This is a genomic window from Mesorhizobium sp. USDA 4413 (genome assembly GCF_056280365.1).
On the sequence record NZ_JBVPRP010000001.1, the window covers coordinates 2,913,696 to 2,929,891 of the forward strand.

Sequence of the window (16,196 nt, forward strand, 5' to 3'; positions counted from 1 at the left end):
AGGCTTCCGCCGGATTCGAAACCATCCGACAGAGGCCCGCCTTGACCATCACCATGTACGGCATCACCACCTGCGACACGATCAAGAAGGCGCGCGTCTGGCTGGAGAGCCATGACGTGCCCTATCGCTTCCATGACTACCGGGCCGAGGGAATCGAGGCCGGCAAACTGAACGGCTGGGTCGGCAAGGTCGGCTGGGAAAAGCTGCTCAACAAGGGCAGCACGACTTTTCGCGAGCTGCCTGAAGCGGACAAGGCGGGGTTGGATGAGAAGAAGGCGAAGAAGCTGATGCTCGCCAAGCCGACGATGATCAAACGGCCGGTGCTGGAGGTCGGCGATCGGGTCCTGGTGGGGTTCAAGCCCGAAGTTTACGAGGAGGCGGTTGGTAGCAAGTAGGTTCGATCTTCGTCAGCCGCGTTCCTCGCGCCCCCCTCTATCCCGCCAGCATCTCAACGCTACGTCTGCAGGTATTCCGCCAGCGCCATCGCATTGTTGTGCGCCTCGTCATGCGCGCCGTAGAGCAGCGTCACCTTGCCCTCGCGCAGCATGCCACGCAACTGCGCCACCGCTTCCTTGTTGGCGTCGAGCTCGGCCCGGTATCGCTTCTGGAACTCGGCCCAGCGCTCTGGCTCGTGCCCGAACCATTTGCGCAGTTCGTCGCTCGGCGCGATCTCCTTCAGCCATAGCGTCAATTCGGCGTCCTTCTTGCTGAGGCCGCGCGGCCAGAGGCGGTCGACCAGCACTCGCTGGCCGTCGGCTTTCGCCGGCGGCTCATAGACGCGCTTCACTGCTAGGTCGAAGGCCATCACAACCTCCTTGCAAGGGAGGAGCTACGCCCACTCGCCCTGGCGCATCACCGGCACGCGGCCGCCGTCCTTGGCGACGCCGTCGATGTCGATCTTGTCCGAGCCGATCATCCAGTCGATGTGGATAAAGCTCTTATTGCCGCCGCGCTCGGCGATCTCGTCGTGGCTGAGCGAGGCGCCGTTGACGAAGCATTTCGAATAGCACTGCCCGAGCGCGATGTGGCAGGCGGCGTTCTCGTCGAACAGCGTGTTGAAGAACAGCAGCCCGCTCTTCGAAATCGGCGAGGAATGCGGCACCAGCGCCACTTCGCCGAGACGCCGTGCGCCCTCGTCGGTGTCGAGCACCTTCTTCAGCACGTCCTCGCCTTTCGACGCCTTGGCCTCGACGATCCGCCCGCCCTCGAATCGCACGGAGATCTCGTCGATCAGCGTGCCCTGGTAGGAGAGCGGCTTGGTCGAAGAAACATGGCCTTCGACGCGCCTTGCATGCGGCGTGGTGAAGACCTCCTCGGTCGGGATATTGGGATTGCAGGTGATGCCGTTCTTCGCCGTCGAGGCGCCGCCCATCCATTCATGGCCGTCCGCCAGCCCGACCGTCAGGTCGGTGCCCGGTCCGGTGAAATGCAGCGCGTGGAAACTGTGCCCGTTGAGCCACTTCGTGCGCTCGGCCAAGGCAGCGTTGTGCGCCTTCCAATTGCCGATCGGATCCTCGACATCGACCCGCGAGGCCGAGAAGATCGCGTCGGCGAGCTTGACCACCGCGACGTCGTCGGGCTCGCCCGGAAAAACTTGGCGAGCCCAGGCAAGGTCGGGATACGCGACGATGTTCCAGTTGATGTCGAAGCCGGTGATCTTCTCCAGCGCCGGCTGGTAGGCCATCGAGTTCGCCTTGTTGGCGCGCGCCACCTTGGCCGGATCCTGCGATGAGAGCAGCGACGGGTCCTCGCCGCGCACCGCAAGCCGCGCCGCATTGTTCGAGAAGGCCTTCGCCATGCCTTCATAGAGCCAGCCGGCGGCGCGGTCGAAACCGGCATCCGCGCTATAGCGGAAACGTGCCAGCGTGATCTCATCGTCGTTGAAGATTGGCGTCACCAGCCCGGCGCCGGCCTTATAGGCGTGCTCGACGATGCGGCGGGTCAGCGGCAGCGCCGCGATCGACGAGGTCAGCACCAAATCCTGCCCGGGCTGCAGCTGCAGCCCGACCTTGACGGCGACTTCCGCCAGCCTGTCGAGCTTCACCGGGTCAATGCTTGCCGAAACGCCGCGCGAATGTGTCGTCATGATCCTGCCTGCCGTTATGTTGGGGTTCTCATCCTTACATAGACCGCTGCGATTGACCTTTCCACCGCGATCGACTGGGCCTGCTCTCAAGCATGATGGACCGCATTATCGAAAAGTGCGCAGCGGTTATGCGGCGCTGTCCAGCGCCCGGAACTGCGCCACGGTCGCCTCGATCTCCTCGCGGATCCAGGCCTTGAAGTCGCGCACCTTGCGACTTTCGCTCTTGGTAGCAGAGGTCACGAGCCAATAGCCGAGCCCGCTCTCGGCTCTGATGCCGAAGGGCGCAACCAGCCGGCCGTCGGCCAGCGCGTCGGCGGTCAGCAACTGCCAGCCGAGCATCACGCCATGGCCGGCGATCGCCGATTCCAGGCAAAGCATCGGATCGGTGAAGCGCGCTCCCTTCTGGAAGGTGACCGGCTCGACGCCGGCCGCTTCGAACCAGCCGTCCCAGCTGAACATCGCTCGCTCGTCGGTGATGGCGCAGGTCTGCGCCAGGTCGCCGATCGATTTCAGCCTGGCCGCGATCGAGGGCGCGCAGACCGGAAACACTTCCTGGGCAAGCAGAAGCTCGGCGCGGTCGCCCGGCCATTTGCCGTCGCCGAGCCGGATGGCGATATCGATGTCGGAGCGGTCGAGATCGGCGACCTTGGCCGAGGCGTCGATGCGCAAAAGCACGTTCGGATGCCGCGCGAAATGCCGTGATAGCCTGGGCAGCAGCCATTTTGAGGCGAAGGCCGGCGCCACCGAAACAACCAGCGTGCATTGATTTGCCTCGTCCGCCAGCGCCACCGCTTGCGCGAGTTCGCGGAAACCGGCGCTCAGCCGGATCGTGAAGGCGGCGCCGAATTCGGTCGGCACGAGCCCGCCCGGCGTGCGTTCGAACAGCGCCTGTCCCAGCTGCTTTTCCGTACGCTTGACCTGCTGGCTGACGGCGCTGACCGAGACGTTCAGCTCCGCCGCCGCTCCCGCCAGCGGTCCCAGCCGGGCGACGGTTTCCACGGCGCGCAGGCCGTTGAGATGGACGCGGTTCAGCATTGCCATTCAGTTTTTCTAAAGCGGATGGATCGAAATCTCAATTGAAAGCCGACAGGAAAGGGCTGAATTTAACAGGGCTAGCCTTGAGCCGTGAGGTGGTCCCATGAAGATTTTATCTTTGCTGAAAGGGCTTTCCGAGGCGAGGCCGCGCGACGACGGCGAGATCGCCCGCTGGATCACCGATCCGCTGTCGCATCCGGTGCTCGACACCATGTCGGAGCGCGAGCTCGGCGATATGCCATTCCGGCTGACCGCCAGCCGCACCGCATACGAGACTGCGGGCACGACCTGTCACTGAGGCCGTCCGGCCCGATTGCCGGCAGCGCTGGCCCAACGCAAGCGCATTGTTTCGCGGACGCACATTCTTATTGTGCACCGCAATGAACGCCTCGCCATCTCCCTTGCGTCTTGCTCTCGCCGGCATGGTCTCGCTCGCCGTCGCCCAGGGCATCGGCCGCTTCGTCTATACGCCCATCCTGCCGGGCATGATGGAGGGGCTGCACCTGACGCCGGCTGATGCCGGCTGGATCGCTTCCGCCAACTATCTCGGCTACCTCATCGGCGCTTTGGCCGCGGCCGGCGGCTGGGCGCATGGCCGCGAGCGCATGCTGATGTTCGCCGGCCTTGCCGCCAGCGCCGTGCTCGCCGTGCTCGTGGGGTTGAACGAGACGATGGCCGCTTTTCTCGTCATCCGTTTTCTCGCGGGGCTGGCCAGTGCCTTCGTCATGGTGTTCATGGCCTCCATCGTCTTCAGCCATCTTGCCGTGGCTTGTCGCAACGACTTGCAGGCGCTGCATTTCGGCGGCGTCGGTCTGGGCATAGCGGCATCCTCGGCGCTGCTCGCCATTCTTGTCACCGAACATGCCGGCTGGGCCGCCGGCTGGCTTTGGTCCGGAGCGCTTTCCGCGGCCGGCCTGCTCATCGTCGTGCTGCTCGCGGGCTCCGCCACTCCGGCCAATGGCGTCGATGGCCCGGAGCCGGCGCTGCCCAAGGACAGGTCGCTCGCAAAGATGATCGTCGCCTATGGGCTGTTCGGCTTCGGCTATGTGGTGACGGCCACTTTCCTGGTCGCCATCGTGCGCCAAGGGGGCGGCGGACGCGTCTTCGAGGCCATCGTCTGGATGGTCGCCGGCCTTGCCGGCTTTCCTTCGACTTGGGCGTGGCAGAAGCTTGCCGGCCGCATCGGGCTCTACGCCGCTTACGCGGCGACCTGCCTGATCGAGGTGGTCGGCGTCACCGCCAGCGTCGCCGTCAAGGGCGCCGCCGGGCCGCTGCTCGCCGGCCTGCTGCTCGGCGGCACCTTCATCGCCATCACCGCGCTCGGCCTGCAGACGGCAAGGCAGCTTGCGCCGCGGGCGCCGCGCCGCATCTTCGCGGTGATGACCGCCGCCTTCGGTTTCGGCCAGATCGTCGGCCCGATCGCCGCCGGCCTGCTCGCCCAGGCGTCGGGCAATTATACCCTTGCCTCGATCATGGCGGCGGCCGCGCTGCTCGCCTCCGGCGTCATTGCCTGGTCGGCCGCGCCAAAATCGCCATGATTTGCAGTCTTGTTCGGTGCCGGGCATCGGGCAGGGCATTTTCTTTCCCCCTAATGTATGACCTTATGCCTGCCGAACAGCAACGCCGCTGATTTGCGGTCAGACCGAGGAAACCCGCCACAGTGTTCGTATCCTTCTTCCCGCAGCCGAAGCTCTTCTTCACCTCGGCAGCCATCTGGAGCGCGGTTATGGTGGCCGTATGGTTTTTGGGTGGCGAGCAAATTGGCGGTTTAATCGGGCTGTCACCCGCCGCAGCTGACGCGCCGCCCATCATTGGCGTTTCGGTGTTCTGGTCGCCTCCATTCCTTTGGTTTTACATCTACTTTGCCACTGGTGCTTTGCTATTCTATGCCTTCTGGCATTGGTATTCTCCGCATCCGTGGGATGGCTGGTCGATCCTCGGCAGCTCGCTGATTCTGTTCACGACCTATTTTCAGGTCCAAGTCAGTGTCGCTATCAATGCATGGTATGGGCCGTTCTGGGACCTCATTCAAGGTATTGTGAGTAAAAGCGTAAAAGCCACAGAGTGGGACGTTTACGCGCAAATATTAACCTTCCTAGGTATCGCTCTTGTAGCGGTTACCGTTTACGTTCTGACCAATTTCTTTGTCAGTCACTGGGTGTTCCGTTGGCGCACGGCCATGAACGATCATTACATGGCTTATTGGCCAAGGCTCCGCCATATCGAGGGAGCTTCTCAACGTGTGCAGGAAGATACGATGCGTTTTTCCAAGATCATGGAAGATCTTGGGACATCATTTATTGACTCAATTATGACGTTGATCGCGTTCATGCCGATACTGCTGGCATACTCAAAGCATATAACAGTTCTGCCGGTCGTTGGGCAAGTGCCGCAGCCGCTTGTCATTTCGGCAATATTCTGGGCTATATTCGGGACTGTATGCATTGCCGGAGCAGGTATAAAGCTTCCTGGTTTGCAGTTCCGCAATCAGCGGGTCGAGGCCGCTTACCGAAAGGAACTTGTTTATGGTGAGGATGATTCGTCGAGAGCGCAGCCGCTGACTGTTTCTGAGTTGTTTTCAAAAGTCCGCAAAAATTACTTCCGACTTTATTTTCATTACGTATATTTCAATGTAGTTCGTTATCTGTACCTGCAGCTAAATACTATATTCGCTTTGTTTCTGATGGTTCCTTCGATGATCGCAGGAGCGCTGACATTGGGCCTTATAAACCAGATCAACTCGGCATTTAGCCAGGTGACAAGCTCATTCCAGTATCTCGTTACTTCCTGGTCGACGATCGTTGAGCTCTTGTCAGTTCACAAGCGCCTGCGTGCGTTCGAAGCCACTATCAACGGCGAACCCCTGCCTGACATCGATCAGCGGTATCTCGAGCGCGAGGCGGAGGAGCCCGACCCGGCCTGACGGTATGGGCGGCTCAGCCGCCCGCCGTCGCTTGTGCCTGCCCGGCCCGCTGCCGCTCTACATAGTCGCGGAAACTGATGCACTCGACGTCCGCTTTGATGCAGACCTCGCCGGCGAAGCGCTCCAGCGCGTTCCAGTAGGCGCCGTTATTCATCAGCGTGAAGTGGAAGCCGAGCTCCAGCGGCAGGCGCTTGCCGCTATACTCGGCATCGAAGGCGGCGCGGAACGCCTGGTAGGCGCGCTCGGTGAACGCGTCCGCCATGGCCGGCTTCTCGGTGCCGCCTGAGTGGCGGACATAGAGGTTGTAGTCCATGGCGACCACCGGCTTCGCCTTCTCTCCCTCCGGGATGAGCGGCAGGGCGAAGCGGGTTGTGCCGTTCACGGTCGGCGGCACGGCCGGGCCTTTCGAGACGCCGCTGGCGTCATACTGGAAGCCCGCCTCGGGCAACGCTTCGTAAAAGCGCCTTGTTCGTTGAAAGATAAGGCGCGCGAAAACCGGCCAGCGCGTGATGTGCGAAATCGTGCCAGCCGGCAGGTTCCGGGATGCCGTTGATCGCATAGGCGTTTTCGAAAATGCGCCGCGCGGACGCGAATTCGGCCAGCCAGTCCGCCTTGCTCCAGTCCTTGCCGTCGAAATGGCCGCAGGCATGGCTGCCGATGTCGTGGCCTTCGGCCGCCGCCAGCCGGATCTGCTTGAGCCGGTCCGCGACATCCTGTTTCGAGGCGCCGAAGCCGACATTGGATTTGCCGGCGGCCTTGCCGGGGCCGGCATAGTCCTGCCGCGTCTCCGGCGAGAGCAGGAAGACGCAGGACAGGAAATAGGTGAAATGCGCGCCCGTGCGCTTTGCCAGCGCCCGGCTGCGTTGCCATTGCGAGATCTCGCGGGCGGCGTCGAAAGAGATCAGCACCACCTGCTTGGCTTTGGCCGGCAAAGCGGCTGGCGATTTCGGCGGATCGGCGAAGGCGGCATTGGCCGAGGCGAGCGAGGCGAGACTGAATGCAAGGACGCGGTACGAACGAAGCATTGGCAACCTTTTGGCGGAAGCGTCTCCCGCTGATCGGAAGCCGGCTATCGCGCAAATGTGGCGCGGTTACGTTCGGGCAAACTCAACGGGCGCCGGCATTCCCAGCCGATTTTCCGGCTCGCCCTCTTCCATGCCGACAAAATTTCGCTAAAACGCGGGGCTCAGAAGCGCCCCCTTCCGGGGCAGCAGTGGTTTTGATTGATGTCGGACGACAGTTTTATCCGCGAAGTCAACGAAGAGATTCGTCGCGAGCAGGCACAGGCGCTGTGGGATCGTTTTGGTCCGGCCATTCTCGGCATCGCCATCCTGATCGTGCTGGGAACGGCCGCCGTCGTCGGCTATCGCTACTGGGACGAGACCCGCGCCAACCGTTCGGGCGACGCCTTCTCCCAGGCCCTGAAGCTTGCCAATGACGGCAAGAACGACGAGGCGATCGCCGCGCTCGATCAGCTGGAGAAGGACGGCTACGGCGCCTATCCGCTGCTCGCCCGCATGCGCGCCGCGACCGTCAAGGCCGACAAGGGCGATGTCGACGGCGCGGTCAAGGATTTCGACGAGGTCGCCGCCGACAATGCCATTCCCGCCGGCATCCGCGACATCGCGCGGCTGAGGGCGGCGCTGCTGCTCGTCGATCATGGCTCTTACGCCGATGTCTCCAGCCGCGTCGAGGCACTCACCGCCGACACCAATCCGCTGCGCCATTCGGCGCGCGAGGCGCTCGGCCTTGCCGCCTGGAAGGACGACAAGTCGGCGGATGCGCTCAAACTGTTCGACCAGATCTCTTCGGACGAAGCCGCCCCGCGCAATGTGCGCCAGCGGGCGCAGCTGATGTCCGAGCTGATCCGCGGGTCGGGCAACGTGTCGTGATCCTGGATGGGCTTCAAAGTCGCCATCATCGGCCGGCCTAACGTCGGCAAATCGACTCTTTTCAATCGGCTGGTCGGAAAGAAGCTGGCGCTTGTCGACGACACGCCTGGTGTGACGCGTGACCGTCGCGTCCATGCGGCGAAGCTCTACGATCTCCATTTCGACGTCATCGACACAGCCGGCTTCGAGGATGCGGCCGCCTCGACGCTGCCCGGCCGCATGCGCCAGCAGACCGAGATCGCCATCCGCGAGGCCGACCTCATCTTCTTCACGGTCGACGCCAAATCCGGCCTGATGCCGGACGACCGCACCTTCGCCGAAGTGGTGCGCAAATCCGGCAAGCCGGTGGTGCTCGTCGCCAACAAGGCCGAGGCACGCGGCGCTCAAGGGGGACTGCTGGAGGCCTGGGAGCTCGGCCTCGGCGAGCCGATCCCGGTCTCGGCCGAGCACGGCCAGGGCATGCCGGACCTGCGCGACGCGGTGGTCGAAGCCTTGGGCGAAGAGCGCGCGCTCGGTGAGGATGAAGCCGAGAGCGATGAGATCGCCGCCAGCGAGGTGCTGATCGGCGAGGATATCGCCGACCCGGACGCTGAAACAGCCTATGACGACACCAAGCCGCTTCGCATCGCCGTCGTCGGCCGCCCCAACGCCGGCAAGTCGACGCTGATCAATGCGCTGATTGGCGAGGAGCGGCTGCTCACCGGTCCGGAAGCCGGCATCACGCGCGATTCGATCTCGGTCGACTGGGATTGGCGCGGCCGCCGCATAAAACTGTTCGACACGGCCGGCATGCGGCGCAAGTCGAAGGTGCAGGAGAAGCTCGAGAAGCTCTCGGTGCAGGATGGCCTGCGCGCCATCCGCTTCGCCGAGATCGTTATCATCGTGTTCGATGCCACCATTCCCTTCGAGAAGCAGGACCTGCAGATCGCCGATCTCATCATCCGCGAGGGCAGGGCGCCGGTAATCGCCTTCAACAAATGGGACCTGATCGACAATCCACAGGAATTGCTGGCCGAGCTGCGCGAAAAGACCGAGCGGCTCCTGCCGCAGGTGCGCGGCATCCAGGCGGTGACGGTCTCGGCCGAGACCGGGCGCGGCCTCGACAAGCTGATGGAAAGCGTCATCAAGACGCACAGGGTCTGGAACAGCCGTGTCTCCACCGGCAAGCTCAACCGCTGGCTGGAAGGCATCCTCGCGCATCACCCGCCGCCCGCCGTTGCCGGTCGCCGGCTGAAGATCAAATATGTGACCCAGGCCAAGACCCGTCCGCCGGGCTTCGTCGTCTCCTGCTCGCGCCCGGATGCGATGCCGCAATCCTATGTCCGCTACCTGACCAACAGCCTGCGCGAGGCCTTCGACATGCCCGGTGTGCCGATCCGCATGGCGCTGCGCACCTCGGACAATCCGTTTGCGGGCCGGGCGAAGAAGCGGTGACTTCTGAGGCTAAGCGCCGACGCTGATGCCTGGTCGTCCACGGGCGAAGCAAGGAGCGAAGCGACGCGCGCAGACCATAGAATGACGAAGGCGTGAGGCGTCGGCCGAGAAACTAAGCCACTTCCCGCAGCCTCTCCTTCACCTCCGCCCCCTCCGGCAGCGTCTCCAGCGCCGCCTGCAAAAGAATCTCCGCCAGCCGCGCCGCCACCGGGTCGAGCTCGGCGTCCTTCTGGTGCAGGTGCAGCGCCATCATCGGCAGCGCCGGCAGCCCGAGCACGCCCGGCGCGATCGCCCTGACATTGGCGGGCAGACCGATATCGGTGCGGATCGTCAGACCGAGTCCCGCAGCCACCGCCGCCCAGATGCCACCGAGGCTGGGGCTTGAGAAGGCCATGCGCCAGGGCATGCCCGCGCGGTCGAGCGTTTCCGTCGCGACGGTACGCAAGAGGCACGGCGCCTCGAACACAACCAACGGCAGCGGTTCGCCATTGGGCTGACCCGCCCCGATCGGCTTGGCCGGGCCGATCCAGCGCGCCTGCACGTCGGCAATATGCCGGCTATAGGGGAGGGGCGTGCCGTCATGCCAGGCGAGCGCGATGTCGAGATTGCCTGACAGGACGCGCTCGGCAAGATCGTGGCTGCGTCCGATCCGCGCTTCGATCCGCACCTTGGGATGAGCGCGGGCGAAGCGGCCGAGCACATCCGGCAGCACCGACTCGCCGAAATCCTCCTGCAGGCCGAGCCGCACCCATCCTTCCAGCTCGACATCGCGGATGGCGGAGGCTGCCTCGTCGTTGAGCTCGATCAGCCGCCGCGCATAGCCAAGCATCGTCTCGCCGGCTTCGGTCAGCGCCAGTCCGCGCCCCGCCTTGCGGAAAACCGGCGTCGCGGCCTGCTCTTCGAGCTTCCTCAGCTGCGCGCTGACGGCCGACGTCGAGCGTCCCAGCCGTTCGGCCGCTTTGGCGAAGCTGCCCAGCTCCATGCCGGTGACGAAGGCTCTGAGGACATCGAGGTCGAACGTGACGCGGCGCATGAGATTGTCCTGATTTTCAGGATTGTTGATCAAAAACTTCCTGATTTTATGGATGAAGCTATGGCGCTACATCCGGTCCGTCAAGCCGTCAGCCGGCCGTCACCGGAGGAATCATGTCCGCCATCGTCACACGCAATGACTGTCAACCGCCTGATGCACGCGCCTCCGCACGCCGCGCCTTCGGCCCCAATCATCGCTGGAAGGTGCTGGGCATCGGCGTCGCGGCCAATGCCGGTTTCTCCGCCACCTTCTCCGGCATCCCGGCAACGGCAGTGGTGATGCGCCAGGGTTACCATCTCGACAATGCTTCGCTGGGCCTCGCGCTCGGGCTGCTCGGGCTCGGCGTGGCGCTGAGCGAACTGCCGTGGGGCGTGCTCACCGACCGCTGGGGCGACCGCCGGGTGCTCTTGATCGGGCTTGGCGCGACGGCCGCATGGCTCTTCATCATGGCGCTGCTCGTCGTGCCGACGAAAATGGCGGTTCCCGGTGTCGCGCTGCTGTCGGCCAGTCTGCTCGTCGCCGGCCTGCTCGGAGGCAGCGTCAACGGCTCCAGCGGCCGCGCCATCATGGGCTGGTTCGGCGAGGGCGAGCGTGGCTTTGCCATGAGCATCAGGCAGACGGCGGTACCGCTCGGCGGCGGGCTGGGCGCGCTTGTGTTGCCTTTCCTTGCGCTGGCCCTGGGCTTCACCGCGGTCTTCGGCCTGCTCGCGGCCGTCTCCGCGCTCTCGGCCTATTTTGCCTGGCGCTGGCTGCACGAGCCGCCGGTCGAAAGCGCGCCTCGCGCCGCCGCCGCGACAACCGGCCCGGCGCCGCTGCGCAACATCGAGGTGTGGCGCATCTCGACCGCCATCGGCCTGCTCTGCTTCCCGCAGGTCGCGGTGCTGACCTTCGCCTCGGTCTTCCTCCATGACTTTGCCGGCATGGGCACGTGGGTGACCAGCGCCAGCCTCGCCGCGGTGCAGACCGGCGCCATGGTGATGCGTGTCTGGAGCGGGCGCTTCACCGACCGGCACGGCAACCGCCGGCCGTTCCTGAAATTCTGCAGCGCGTTGAGCGCATTAGCCTTCCTGGTGCTGTGGCTGCTGGTGATCGGCGCCGCCGGCGCGCCGTTGCTGCTACCGCTGCTGCCGCCGATGGTCGTCTTCGCCGGCATATCCGTCTCCGCCTGGCACGGCGTTGCTTATACCGAGCTTGCCACGCTGGCCGGCGCCGGCCATGTCGGAACCGCGCTCAGCCTGGCCAACAGCTTTGTCTTCATCGGCTTTTGCCTGGTGCCGATCGCCATTCCGTGGATTCTCGTCGGCTTCGCATGGCCGGGCGTATGGCTCGCGGCAGCGATCTGCGCGGCGCTTGCCTGGCCGATCTTCCTGCGCCAGGCCTGATTCAACAAAGCCCGTGCCACCCACAGAGGCCTGTTCTTCGTCGGCCTGCTGTGGAAATTGCAAGCCGCCTTCCCTCAAACATGAAAAGAACATGATCGATGTCGTTAACCCCGCATCAAGGTTAATGCTTCATTTTGGCTCTCCGGGGTCAGTAGCGTTCTGGAGAGAGTTCCGTGCATCGACGCGTTTCATTGCGGCTTGCCGCTGCCGCCGTTGCGAAAAAAACGTTCCTTCCTATCTCCTTTGGTGCTCGGGCTCGGCATTTGGATCGGCTTTCCGTCGGCTGTTGCCTATCAGGATATGGCGAGCCTGATCTCCGGCCTGGAATCGTCCAACATCCGCTGGAACGCCTATATAGAGAAATCCGCCGCCGGCTCGGTACATGCCGCCGAAATGCCGTTCGTCGATTCCACCGCCACCGGTTCGCTCTCCGGCTCCGGCGTGAGTTTGCCGGGCGTGGGCACCGTCGCCTTCCGCGGCAAGGGCAGCGCCGCCGGCGCGACGCCCGATGAGGATCGCGTGGTGCGCGCCGACAAGAAGGGCCGCATCGTCCAGGTCTCGCCGGTTGCGCCGCCGAAGAATTTCAGCGCCGGCTCGATTTTCGAGCGCACCTCCTCGTTGCTGCGTCCCGCGATGGACAGCGGGCTGAAGCTCACCTTCGCCAAGCCCGGCATCAAGGGCAAGGAAGTCCAGATCGCCCAGGCCTTCCATTTGCGCGAGGACAAGAAGCCGGATCCGGATCTGCCGGCGGCGCTTGTCGCCCTCGTCAACAACGACAAGCCGGACATCCTGGCCACCGCCTATGCCCAGTCCGCGCCCGACTACGCCAAGGCGTCGCCCTTCGAGGCGCTGCTGCAGGACGATCCGAACAACGGCCGCTTCATTCCGCCGATGGGCAAGGGCGACCACGCATGGATGCAGACTCCTTTGCCGGCGGCCGTCTTCTCCAAGCCGGAACAGGAATGCCTCGCCAAGGGCATCTATTTCGAGGCGCGCAGCGAGCCGGTGCGCGGCCAGGCCGCGGTCGCCCAGGTCATCCTCAACCGCGTCCGCAACCCGGCCTATCCGAAGACGATCTGCGGCGTCGTCTACCAGAACGACGACTGGTTCAATCGCTGCCAGTTCTCCTTTGCCTGCGACGGCAGGAAGAAGACCATCACCGACCGGGCTTCCTACAGGACCGCCCAGGAGGTCGCCATGGCGGTGACCGCCGGCAAGATCTTCATCCCCGAGGTCGGCTCGTCGACGCATTACTACGCCAATTACGTCCATCCGGGCTGGGCGCGCGCCATGCAGCGCATGACCAGGATCGGCCTGCATATCTTCTACCGCACCTATGGCGGCGGCTGGAGCTGAGCCGGTTGGTGGCCCGAGCCGAGCCGCCTAAACGACGCCCGCGGCTGTCCTTCTCCCGAGACTTGGCGTGCCCCGGCGGACGCGGCTTGTTGCGCGGATTCGCGCCATCACCTCACGCGGGCGTGAAGGGCACGATGTCGCACCTCGATAAGCCGCTGATTTAATTGCAAAAAATACATGGCTTGGAAGTTCGGCCCGTGGCTTGACGGGCGCGGACCCTCTAACTATGTTGCCGGCGACTTTAGAAGCGGACGGACGGCAATCGTCTGCCCGGGCAGGGGGGTTACGATGGCCGACAAAACCGGGCCAGACGGAACCGGAGAAACCGGCCGCGGCAGGCAGCCAGAAGCCACCATCCGCGACGACGAACTTGAGCGCCGCCGGCGCGATCTCGAAGCATCGCTTGCGACGAGACGCACGGACCGGCTCGAGGGGAAAGACGAAGCGAAAGCTGCGACCGGTTACGGTCAGGCGCTGAAACTGTCCAGCGAGTTCATCGCCGGGGTGGTGGTCGGTGTCGGCTTGGGCTGGATCATCGACCGTCTGGCGGGAACGGCGCCCTGGGGTCTGATCGTCGGCCTGCTGCTGGGCTTTGGCGCCGGTATACTCAATGTCCTGCGCTCGGCGGGACTGGCATCCGAATTCGGCCAGGGCGGCAAGCCGCGCGAGCCGAAAGAATGAAGTGGGGCGCCGCAAGGCGCTGAAGTGAACTTAAGAAGCCGGTTGTGGCTTTGACGGGGATTTAAAGTGGCTGCTGCTGACAAGGTCGATCCGATCCACCAGTTCCAGATCCATCCGATCATCCCGCTGCATATCGGCGGCTACGACGTCTCGTTCACCAACTCTTCCCTGTTCATGGTCGTGACGATCGTGCTGGCTTCGGCCTTTCTCTATATGAGCACCGCCAGCCGCGCGCTCATTCCGGGCCGCCTGCAGTCGGTCTCGGAGATGGCCTATGAGTTCGTCGGCAACATGCTGCGCGATGCCGCCGGCAAGCAGGGCATGCAGTTCTTCCCGCTGGTGTTCTCGCTGTTCATGTTCGTGCTGGTCGCCAACCTGATCGGCCTCTTCCCCTATTTCTTCACCGTCACCAGCCACATCATCGTTACCTTCACGCTGGCGATCCTGGTCATCGGCACTGTGATCGTCTACGGCTTTGCCAAGCACGGCCTCGGCTTCCTCAAGCTGTTCGTGCCGCATGGTGTGCCGGGTTATCTTCTGCCGCTGGTGGTGGCGATCGAAGTTATCTCCTTCGTCTCTCGCCCGGTCAGCCTCTCGGTTCGTCTTTTCGCCAACATGCTGGCCGGCCACATCACGCTGAAAGTGTTCTCGGGCTTCGTCGTCAGCCTCAGCGCGCTGGGCGCTGTCGGCATCGCCGGCTCGGTCCTGCCGCTCGCCATGGCGGTCGCGCTCTCCGCGCTCGAACTGCTGGTCGCCTTCCTGCAGGCCTATGTCTTCGCGGTGCTGACCTGCATGTATCTGAACGACGCCCTGCACCCGAGCCACTGATCGATTTTCACCGGCGCCCCGGCGCCAGCATCCCAACGTACCAACTGCAACGAACAAGCAAACCACAGGAGTTTTGAAATGGACGCAACTGCAGCAGCTGCTATCGGCGCTGGTATCGCCTGCATCGGCATGGGCGGCGCGGGCATCGGCCTCGGCAACATCTTCGGCAGCTACCTCTCGGGCGCGCTCCGCAACCCGTCGGCCGCTGACGGCCAGTTCGGCCGCCTGATCTTCGGCTTCGCCGTGACCGAAGCTCTGGGCATCTTCTCGCTCCTGATCGCTCTGCTCCTGGTCTTCAAGTAAGATTGAGAGCTGACGAAAGGGGCCGCATGGTGCGGCCCCGTTCCATGGACAGGGGAATGAGATGTTCGTGACATCTGCCTATGCGCAAGAAACAGCGCCGGCCAAGGCCGAGGGCGATACGCATGCAGGCACTGCCGTGCCTGCGGCGGAGCATGAAGCGTTCCCGCCATTCGATGCCAAAACCTTCCCGTCGCAGATCCTGTGGCTGGTCATCACCTTCGGGCTGTTCTACGTGTTCCTGAAGCGCGTTGTGATGCCGCGTCTTGGCGGCATCATCGATGTCCGCAACGACCGCATCACGCAGGACCTCGACCATGCCGCAAGGCTGAAGGGCGAGGCGGATGCCGCCGTTGCCGCCTACGAGCAGGAGCTGGCGGAAGCCAAGGCCAACGCCAACAAGATCGGCCAGCAGGCGAACGACGCCGCCAAGGCGCAAGCCGAGGACACGCGCAAGAAGCTCGAGGCTGAGCTCGAGAAGAAGCTTGGCGAGGCCGAGGCGAGCATCGCCTCGATCAAGGCCAGGGCGATGAAGGAAGTCGGCACGATCGCCGAGGACACCACGTCGGCCATCATCGAGGCGCTTGTCGGCGGCAAGGCCGACAAGACCGAGATCGCGGCCGCGGTCAAATCCGCGAGCCGGTGAGGAGCGGAATTATGGACGCCACATCACTCGCCACGCTCTGGGCCACCATCGCCCTGATCATCTTTCTCGGCGCCGTCATCTATCTGAGGGTGCCGGGTATGCTCGCCAAGTCGCTCGACGCCCGCGCGGCCAAGATCAGCAGCGAGCTCGAGGAAGCACGGCGCCTGCGCGAAGAGGCCCAGCAACTGCTCGGCCAGTATCAGCAGAAGCGCAAGGAAGCCGAGAAGGAGGCCGCCGACATCGTCGCCGCCGCCAAGCGCGAGGCTGAGCTGCTCGCGTCCGAAGCGGCCAAGAAGACCGAGGACTATGTCGCCCGGCGCACCGCGCTTGCCGAGCAGAAGATCAGCCAGGCCGAGCGCGAGGCCGTCAGCGAAGTGCGCGCCTCAGCCGTCGACATCGCAGTCGAAGCCGCCCGTGCGCTGCTTGCCGCCAAGGTCGATGCCAAGGCCGGTGCCGACCTGTTCAAGTCGGCGCTCAATGACGTGAAGGCCAAGCTGAACTGAGCTTGCGTCGAAGCTTCGAAATCAAAAGCCGCCTGGGCAACCCGGCGGCTTTTTTGTTGTCGGAGAGGCGGGGCGCCTGAACTGCTGATCTTCCCTT

17 protein-coding genes and 1 pseudogene are annotated in these 16,196 nt (G+C 64.0%); 13 read left to right on the top strand and 5 right to left on the bottom strand.

The window, feature by feature from the left end:
- Window positions 1-41 precede the first annotated feature (41 nt).
- Window positions 42-395 carry an ArsC family reductase gene (locus ACVMIM_RS13935; RefSeq protein ID WP_476112571.1) on the top strand — a complete coding sequence of 118 codons (354 nt, stop codon included), beginning with the start codon at window positions 42-44 and terminating at the stop codon, window positions 393-395.
- Window positions 396-454: 59 nt separating this feature from the next.
- Here the strand turns inward: ACVMIM_RS13935 and ACVMIM_RS13940 are convergent, their stop codons facing one another.
- The 3 genes from ACVMIM_RS13940 to ACVMIM_RS13950 all read right to left on the bottom strand — a co-directional run bounded on the left by ACVMIM_RS13940 (window position 455) and on the right by ACVMIM_RS13950 (window position 3,127).
- Window positions 455-805: a DUF488 domain-containing protein gene (locus ACVMIM_RS13940; protein ID WP_476112573.1), complete on the bottom strand. Its 351-nt coding sequence runs from the start codon at window positions 803-805 to the stop codon at window positions 455-457.
- 24 nt (window positions 806-829) lie between these two features.
- Window positions 830-2,086, bottom strand: coding sequence for an aminopeptidase (locus ACVMIM_RS13945; RefSeq protein ID WP_476112574.1), 1,257 nt, complete (start codon window positions 2,084-2,086; stop codon window positions 830-832).
- A gap of 126 nt (window positions 2,087-2,212) precedes the next feature.
- Window positions 2,213-3,127, bottom strand: a complete 915-nt coding sequence (locus ACVMIM_RS13950) for a LysR substrate-binding domain-containing protein (protein ID WP_476112576.1) — start codon at window positions 3,125-3,127, stop codon at window positions 2,213-2,215.
- A 97-nt stretch (window positions 3,128-3,224) separates the two neighbouring features.
- Between ACVMIM_RS13950 and ACVMIM_RS13955 the strand changes: the two genes are divergently transcribed.
- The 3 genes from ACVMIM_RS13955 (at window position 3,225) to sbmA (ending at window position 6,044) form a co-directional block, all read left to right on the top strand.
- Window positions 3,225-3,419, top strand: a complete 195-nt coding sequence (locus ACVMIM_RS13955) for a hypothetical protein (RefSeq protein WP_476112578.1) — start codon at window positions 3,225-3,227, stop codon at window positions 3,417-3,419.
- 82 nt (window positions 3,420-3,501) lie between these two features.
- A complete protein-coding gene (locus tag ACVMIM_RS13960) occupies window positions 3,502-4,659 on the top strand; it encodes a YbfB/YjiJ family MFS transporter (RefSeq protein WP_476112580.1) in 1,158 nt (385 codons plus the stop codon).
- A 122-nt stretch (window positions 4,660-4,781) separates the two neighbouring features.
- On the top strand, window positions 4,782-6,044 hold the full coding sequence (gene sbmA, locus ACVMIM_RS13965; protein WP_476112582.1) for a peptide antibiotic transporter SbmA: 1,263 nt from the start codon (window positions 4,782-4,784) through the stop codon (window positions 6,042-6,044).
- A gap of 13 nt (window positions 6,045-6,057) precedes the next feature.
- On the opposite strand, the pseudogene ACVMIM_RS13970 reads toward sbmA, so the two are convergent.
- Window positions 6,058-7,069: pseudogene (locus tag ACVMIM_RS13970) on the bottom strand (polysaccharide deacetylase family protein).
- Window positions 7,070-7,270: 201 nt separating this feature from the next.
- Between ACVMIM_RS13970 and ACVMIM_RS13975 the strand changes: the two are divergent.
- Together ACVMIM_RS13975 and der are read left to right on the top strand one after the other, a co-directional pair.
- Window positions 7,271-7,936: a tetratricopeptide repeat protein gene (locus ACVMIM_RS13975; protein WP_476112584.1), complete on the top strand. Its 666-nt coding sequence runs from the start codon at window positions 7,271-7,273 to the stop codon at window positions 7,934-7,936.
- 6 nt (window positions 7,937-7,942) lie between these two features.
- On the top strand, window positions 7,943-9,370 hold the full coding sequence (gene der / locus ACVMIM_RS13980) for a ribosome biogenesis GTPase Der (RefSeq protein WP_476112585.1): 1,428 nt from the start codon (window positions 7,943-7,945) through the stop codon (window positions 9,368-9,370).
- A 112-nt stretch (window positions 9,371-9,482) separates the two neighbouring features.
- Here the strand turns inward: der and ACVMIM_RS13985 are convergent, their stop codons facing one another.
- Window positions 9,483-10,403, bottom strand: coding sequence for a LysR substrate-binding domain-containing protein (locus tag ACVMIM_RS13985; protein ID WP_476112587.1), 921 nt, complete (start codon window positions 10,401-10,403; stop codon window positions 9,483-9,485).
- 113 nt (window positions 10,404-10,516) lie between these two features.
- Between ACVMIM_RS13985 and ACVMIM_RS13990 the strand changes: the two genes are divergently transcribed.
- The 7 genes from ACVMIM_RS13990 (at window position 10,517) to ACVMIM_RS14020 (ending at window position 16,099) form a co-directional block, all read left to right on the top strand.
- Window positions 10,517-11,785, top strand: a complete 1,269-nt coding sequence (locus tag ACVMIM_RS13990; RefSeq protein ID WP_476112588.1) for an MFS transporter — start codon at window positions 10,517-10,519, stop codon at window positions 11,783-11,785.
- A 213-nt stretch (window positions 11,786-11,998) separates the two neighbouring features.
- Window positions 11,999-13,141, top strand: a complete 1,143-nt coding sequence (locus ACVMIM_RS13995; RefSeq protein WP_476112589.1) for a cell wall hydrolase — start codon at window positions 11,999-12,001, stop codon at window positions 13,139-13,141.
- A gap of 288 nt (window positions 13,142-13,429) precedes the next feature.
- On the top strand, window positions 13,430-13,822 hold the full coding sequence (locus tag ACVMIM_RS14000; protein WP_040990987.1) for an AtpZ/AtpI family protein: 393 nt from the start codon (window positions 13,430-13,432) through the stop codon (window positions 13,820-13,822).
- 66 nt (window positions 13,823-13,888) lie between these two features.
- Window positions 13,889-14,650: a F0F1 ATP synthase subunit A gene (locus ACVMIM_RS14005; protein ID WP_041002536.1), complete on the top strand. Its 762-nt coding sequence runs from the start codon at window positions 13,889-13,891 to the stop codon at window positions 14,648-14,650.
- A gap of 78 nt (window positions 14,651-14,728) precedes the next feature.
- Window positions 14,729-14,953, top strand: coding sequence for a F0F1 ATP synthase subunit C (locus ACVMIM_RS14010; RefSeq protein WP_027164582.1), 225 nt, complete (start codon window positions 14,729-14,731; stop codon window positions 14,951-14,953).
- Window positions 14,954-15,014: 61 nt separating this feature from the next.
- Window positions 15,015-15,596 (top strand): F0F1 ATP synthase subunit B, encoded by a 582-nt coding sequence (locus tag ACVMIM_RS14015; protein ID WP_476112593.1) that lies wholly within the window; start codon window positions 15,015-15,017, stop codon window positions 15,594-15,596.
- Between the two features lie 11 nt (window positions 15,597-15,607).
- Complete coding sequence (locus tag ACVMIM_RS14020) at window positions 15,608-16,099, top strand: F0F1 ATP synthase subunit B (RefSeq protein WP_476112595.1); 492 nt, start codon at window positions 15,608-15,610, stop codon at window positions 16,097-16,099.
- The last annotated feature ends 97 nt before the right edge of the window (window positions 16,100-16,196 follow it).

Bases quoted from the DNA above. Each gene is read 5' to 3' on its own strand.
- der (WP_476112585.1), top strand. From the start codon at position 7,943: ATGGGCTTCAAAGTCGCCATCATCGGCCGGCCTAACGTCGGCAAATCG.
- ACVMIM_RS13990 (WP_476112588.1), top strand. From the start codon at position 10,517: ATGTCCGCCATCGTCACACGCAATGACTGTCAACCGCCTGATGCACGC.
- ACVMIM_RS13975 (WP_476112584.1), top strand. From the start codon at position 7,271: ATGTCGGACGACAGTTTTATCCGCGAAGTCAACGAAGAGATTCGTCGC.
- ACVMIM_RS13955 (WP_476112578.1), top strand. From the start codon at position 3,225: ATGAAGATTTTATCTTTGCTGAAAGGGCTTTCCGAGGCGAGGCCGCGC.
- ACVMIM_RS14020 (WP_476112595.1), top strand. From the start codon at position 15,608: ATGGACGCCACATCACTCGCCACGCTCTGGGCCACCATCGCCCTGATC.
- ACVMIM_RS14010 (WP_027164582.1), top strand. From the start codon at position 14,729: ATGGACGCAACTGCAGCAGCTGCTATCGGCGCTGGTATCGCCTGCATC.
- ACVMIM_RS13985 (WP_476112587.1), bottom strand. From the start codon at position 10,403: ATGCGCCGCGTCACGTTCGACCTCGATGTCCTCAGAGCCTTCGTCACC.
- ACVMIM_RS14015 (WP_476112593.1), top strand. From the start codon at position 15,015: ATGTTCGTGACATCTGCCTATGCGCAAGAAACAGCGCCGGCCAAGGCC.
- ACVMIM_RS13950 (WP_476112576.1), bottom strand. From the start codon at position 3,127: ATGGCAATGCTGAACCGCGTCCATCTCAACGGCCTGCGCGCCGTGGAA.
- ACVMIM_RS13940 (WP_476112573.1), bottom strand. From the start codon at position 805: ATGGCCTTCGACCTAGCAGTGAAGCGCGTCTATGAGCCGCCGGCGAAA.
- ACVMIM_RS13945 (WP_476112574.1), bottom strand. From the start codon at position 2,086: ATGACGACACATTCGCGCGGCGTTTCGGCAAGCATTGACCCGGTGAAG.
- ACVMIM_RS13960 (WP_476112580.1), top strand. From the start codon at position 3,502: ATGAACGCCTCGCCATCTCCCTTGCGTCTTGCTCTCGCCGGCATGGTC.
- ACVMIM_RS14000 (WP_040990987.1), top strand. From the start codon at position 13,430: ATGGCCGACAAAACCGGGCCAGACGGAACCGGAGAAACCGGCCGCGGC.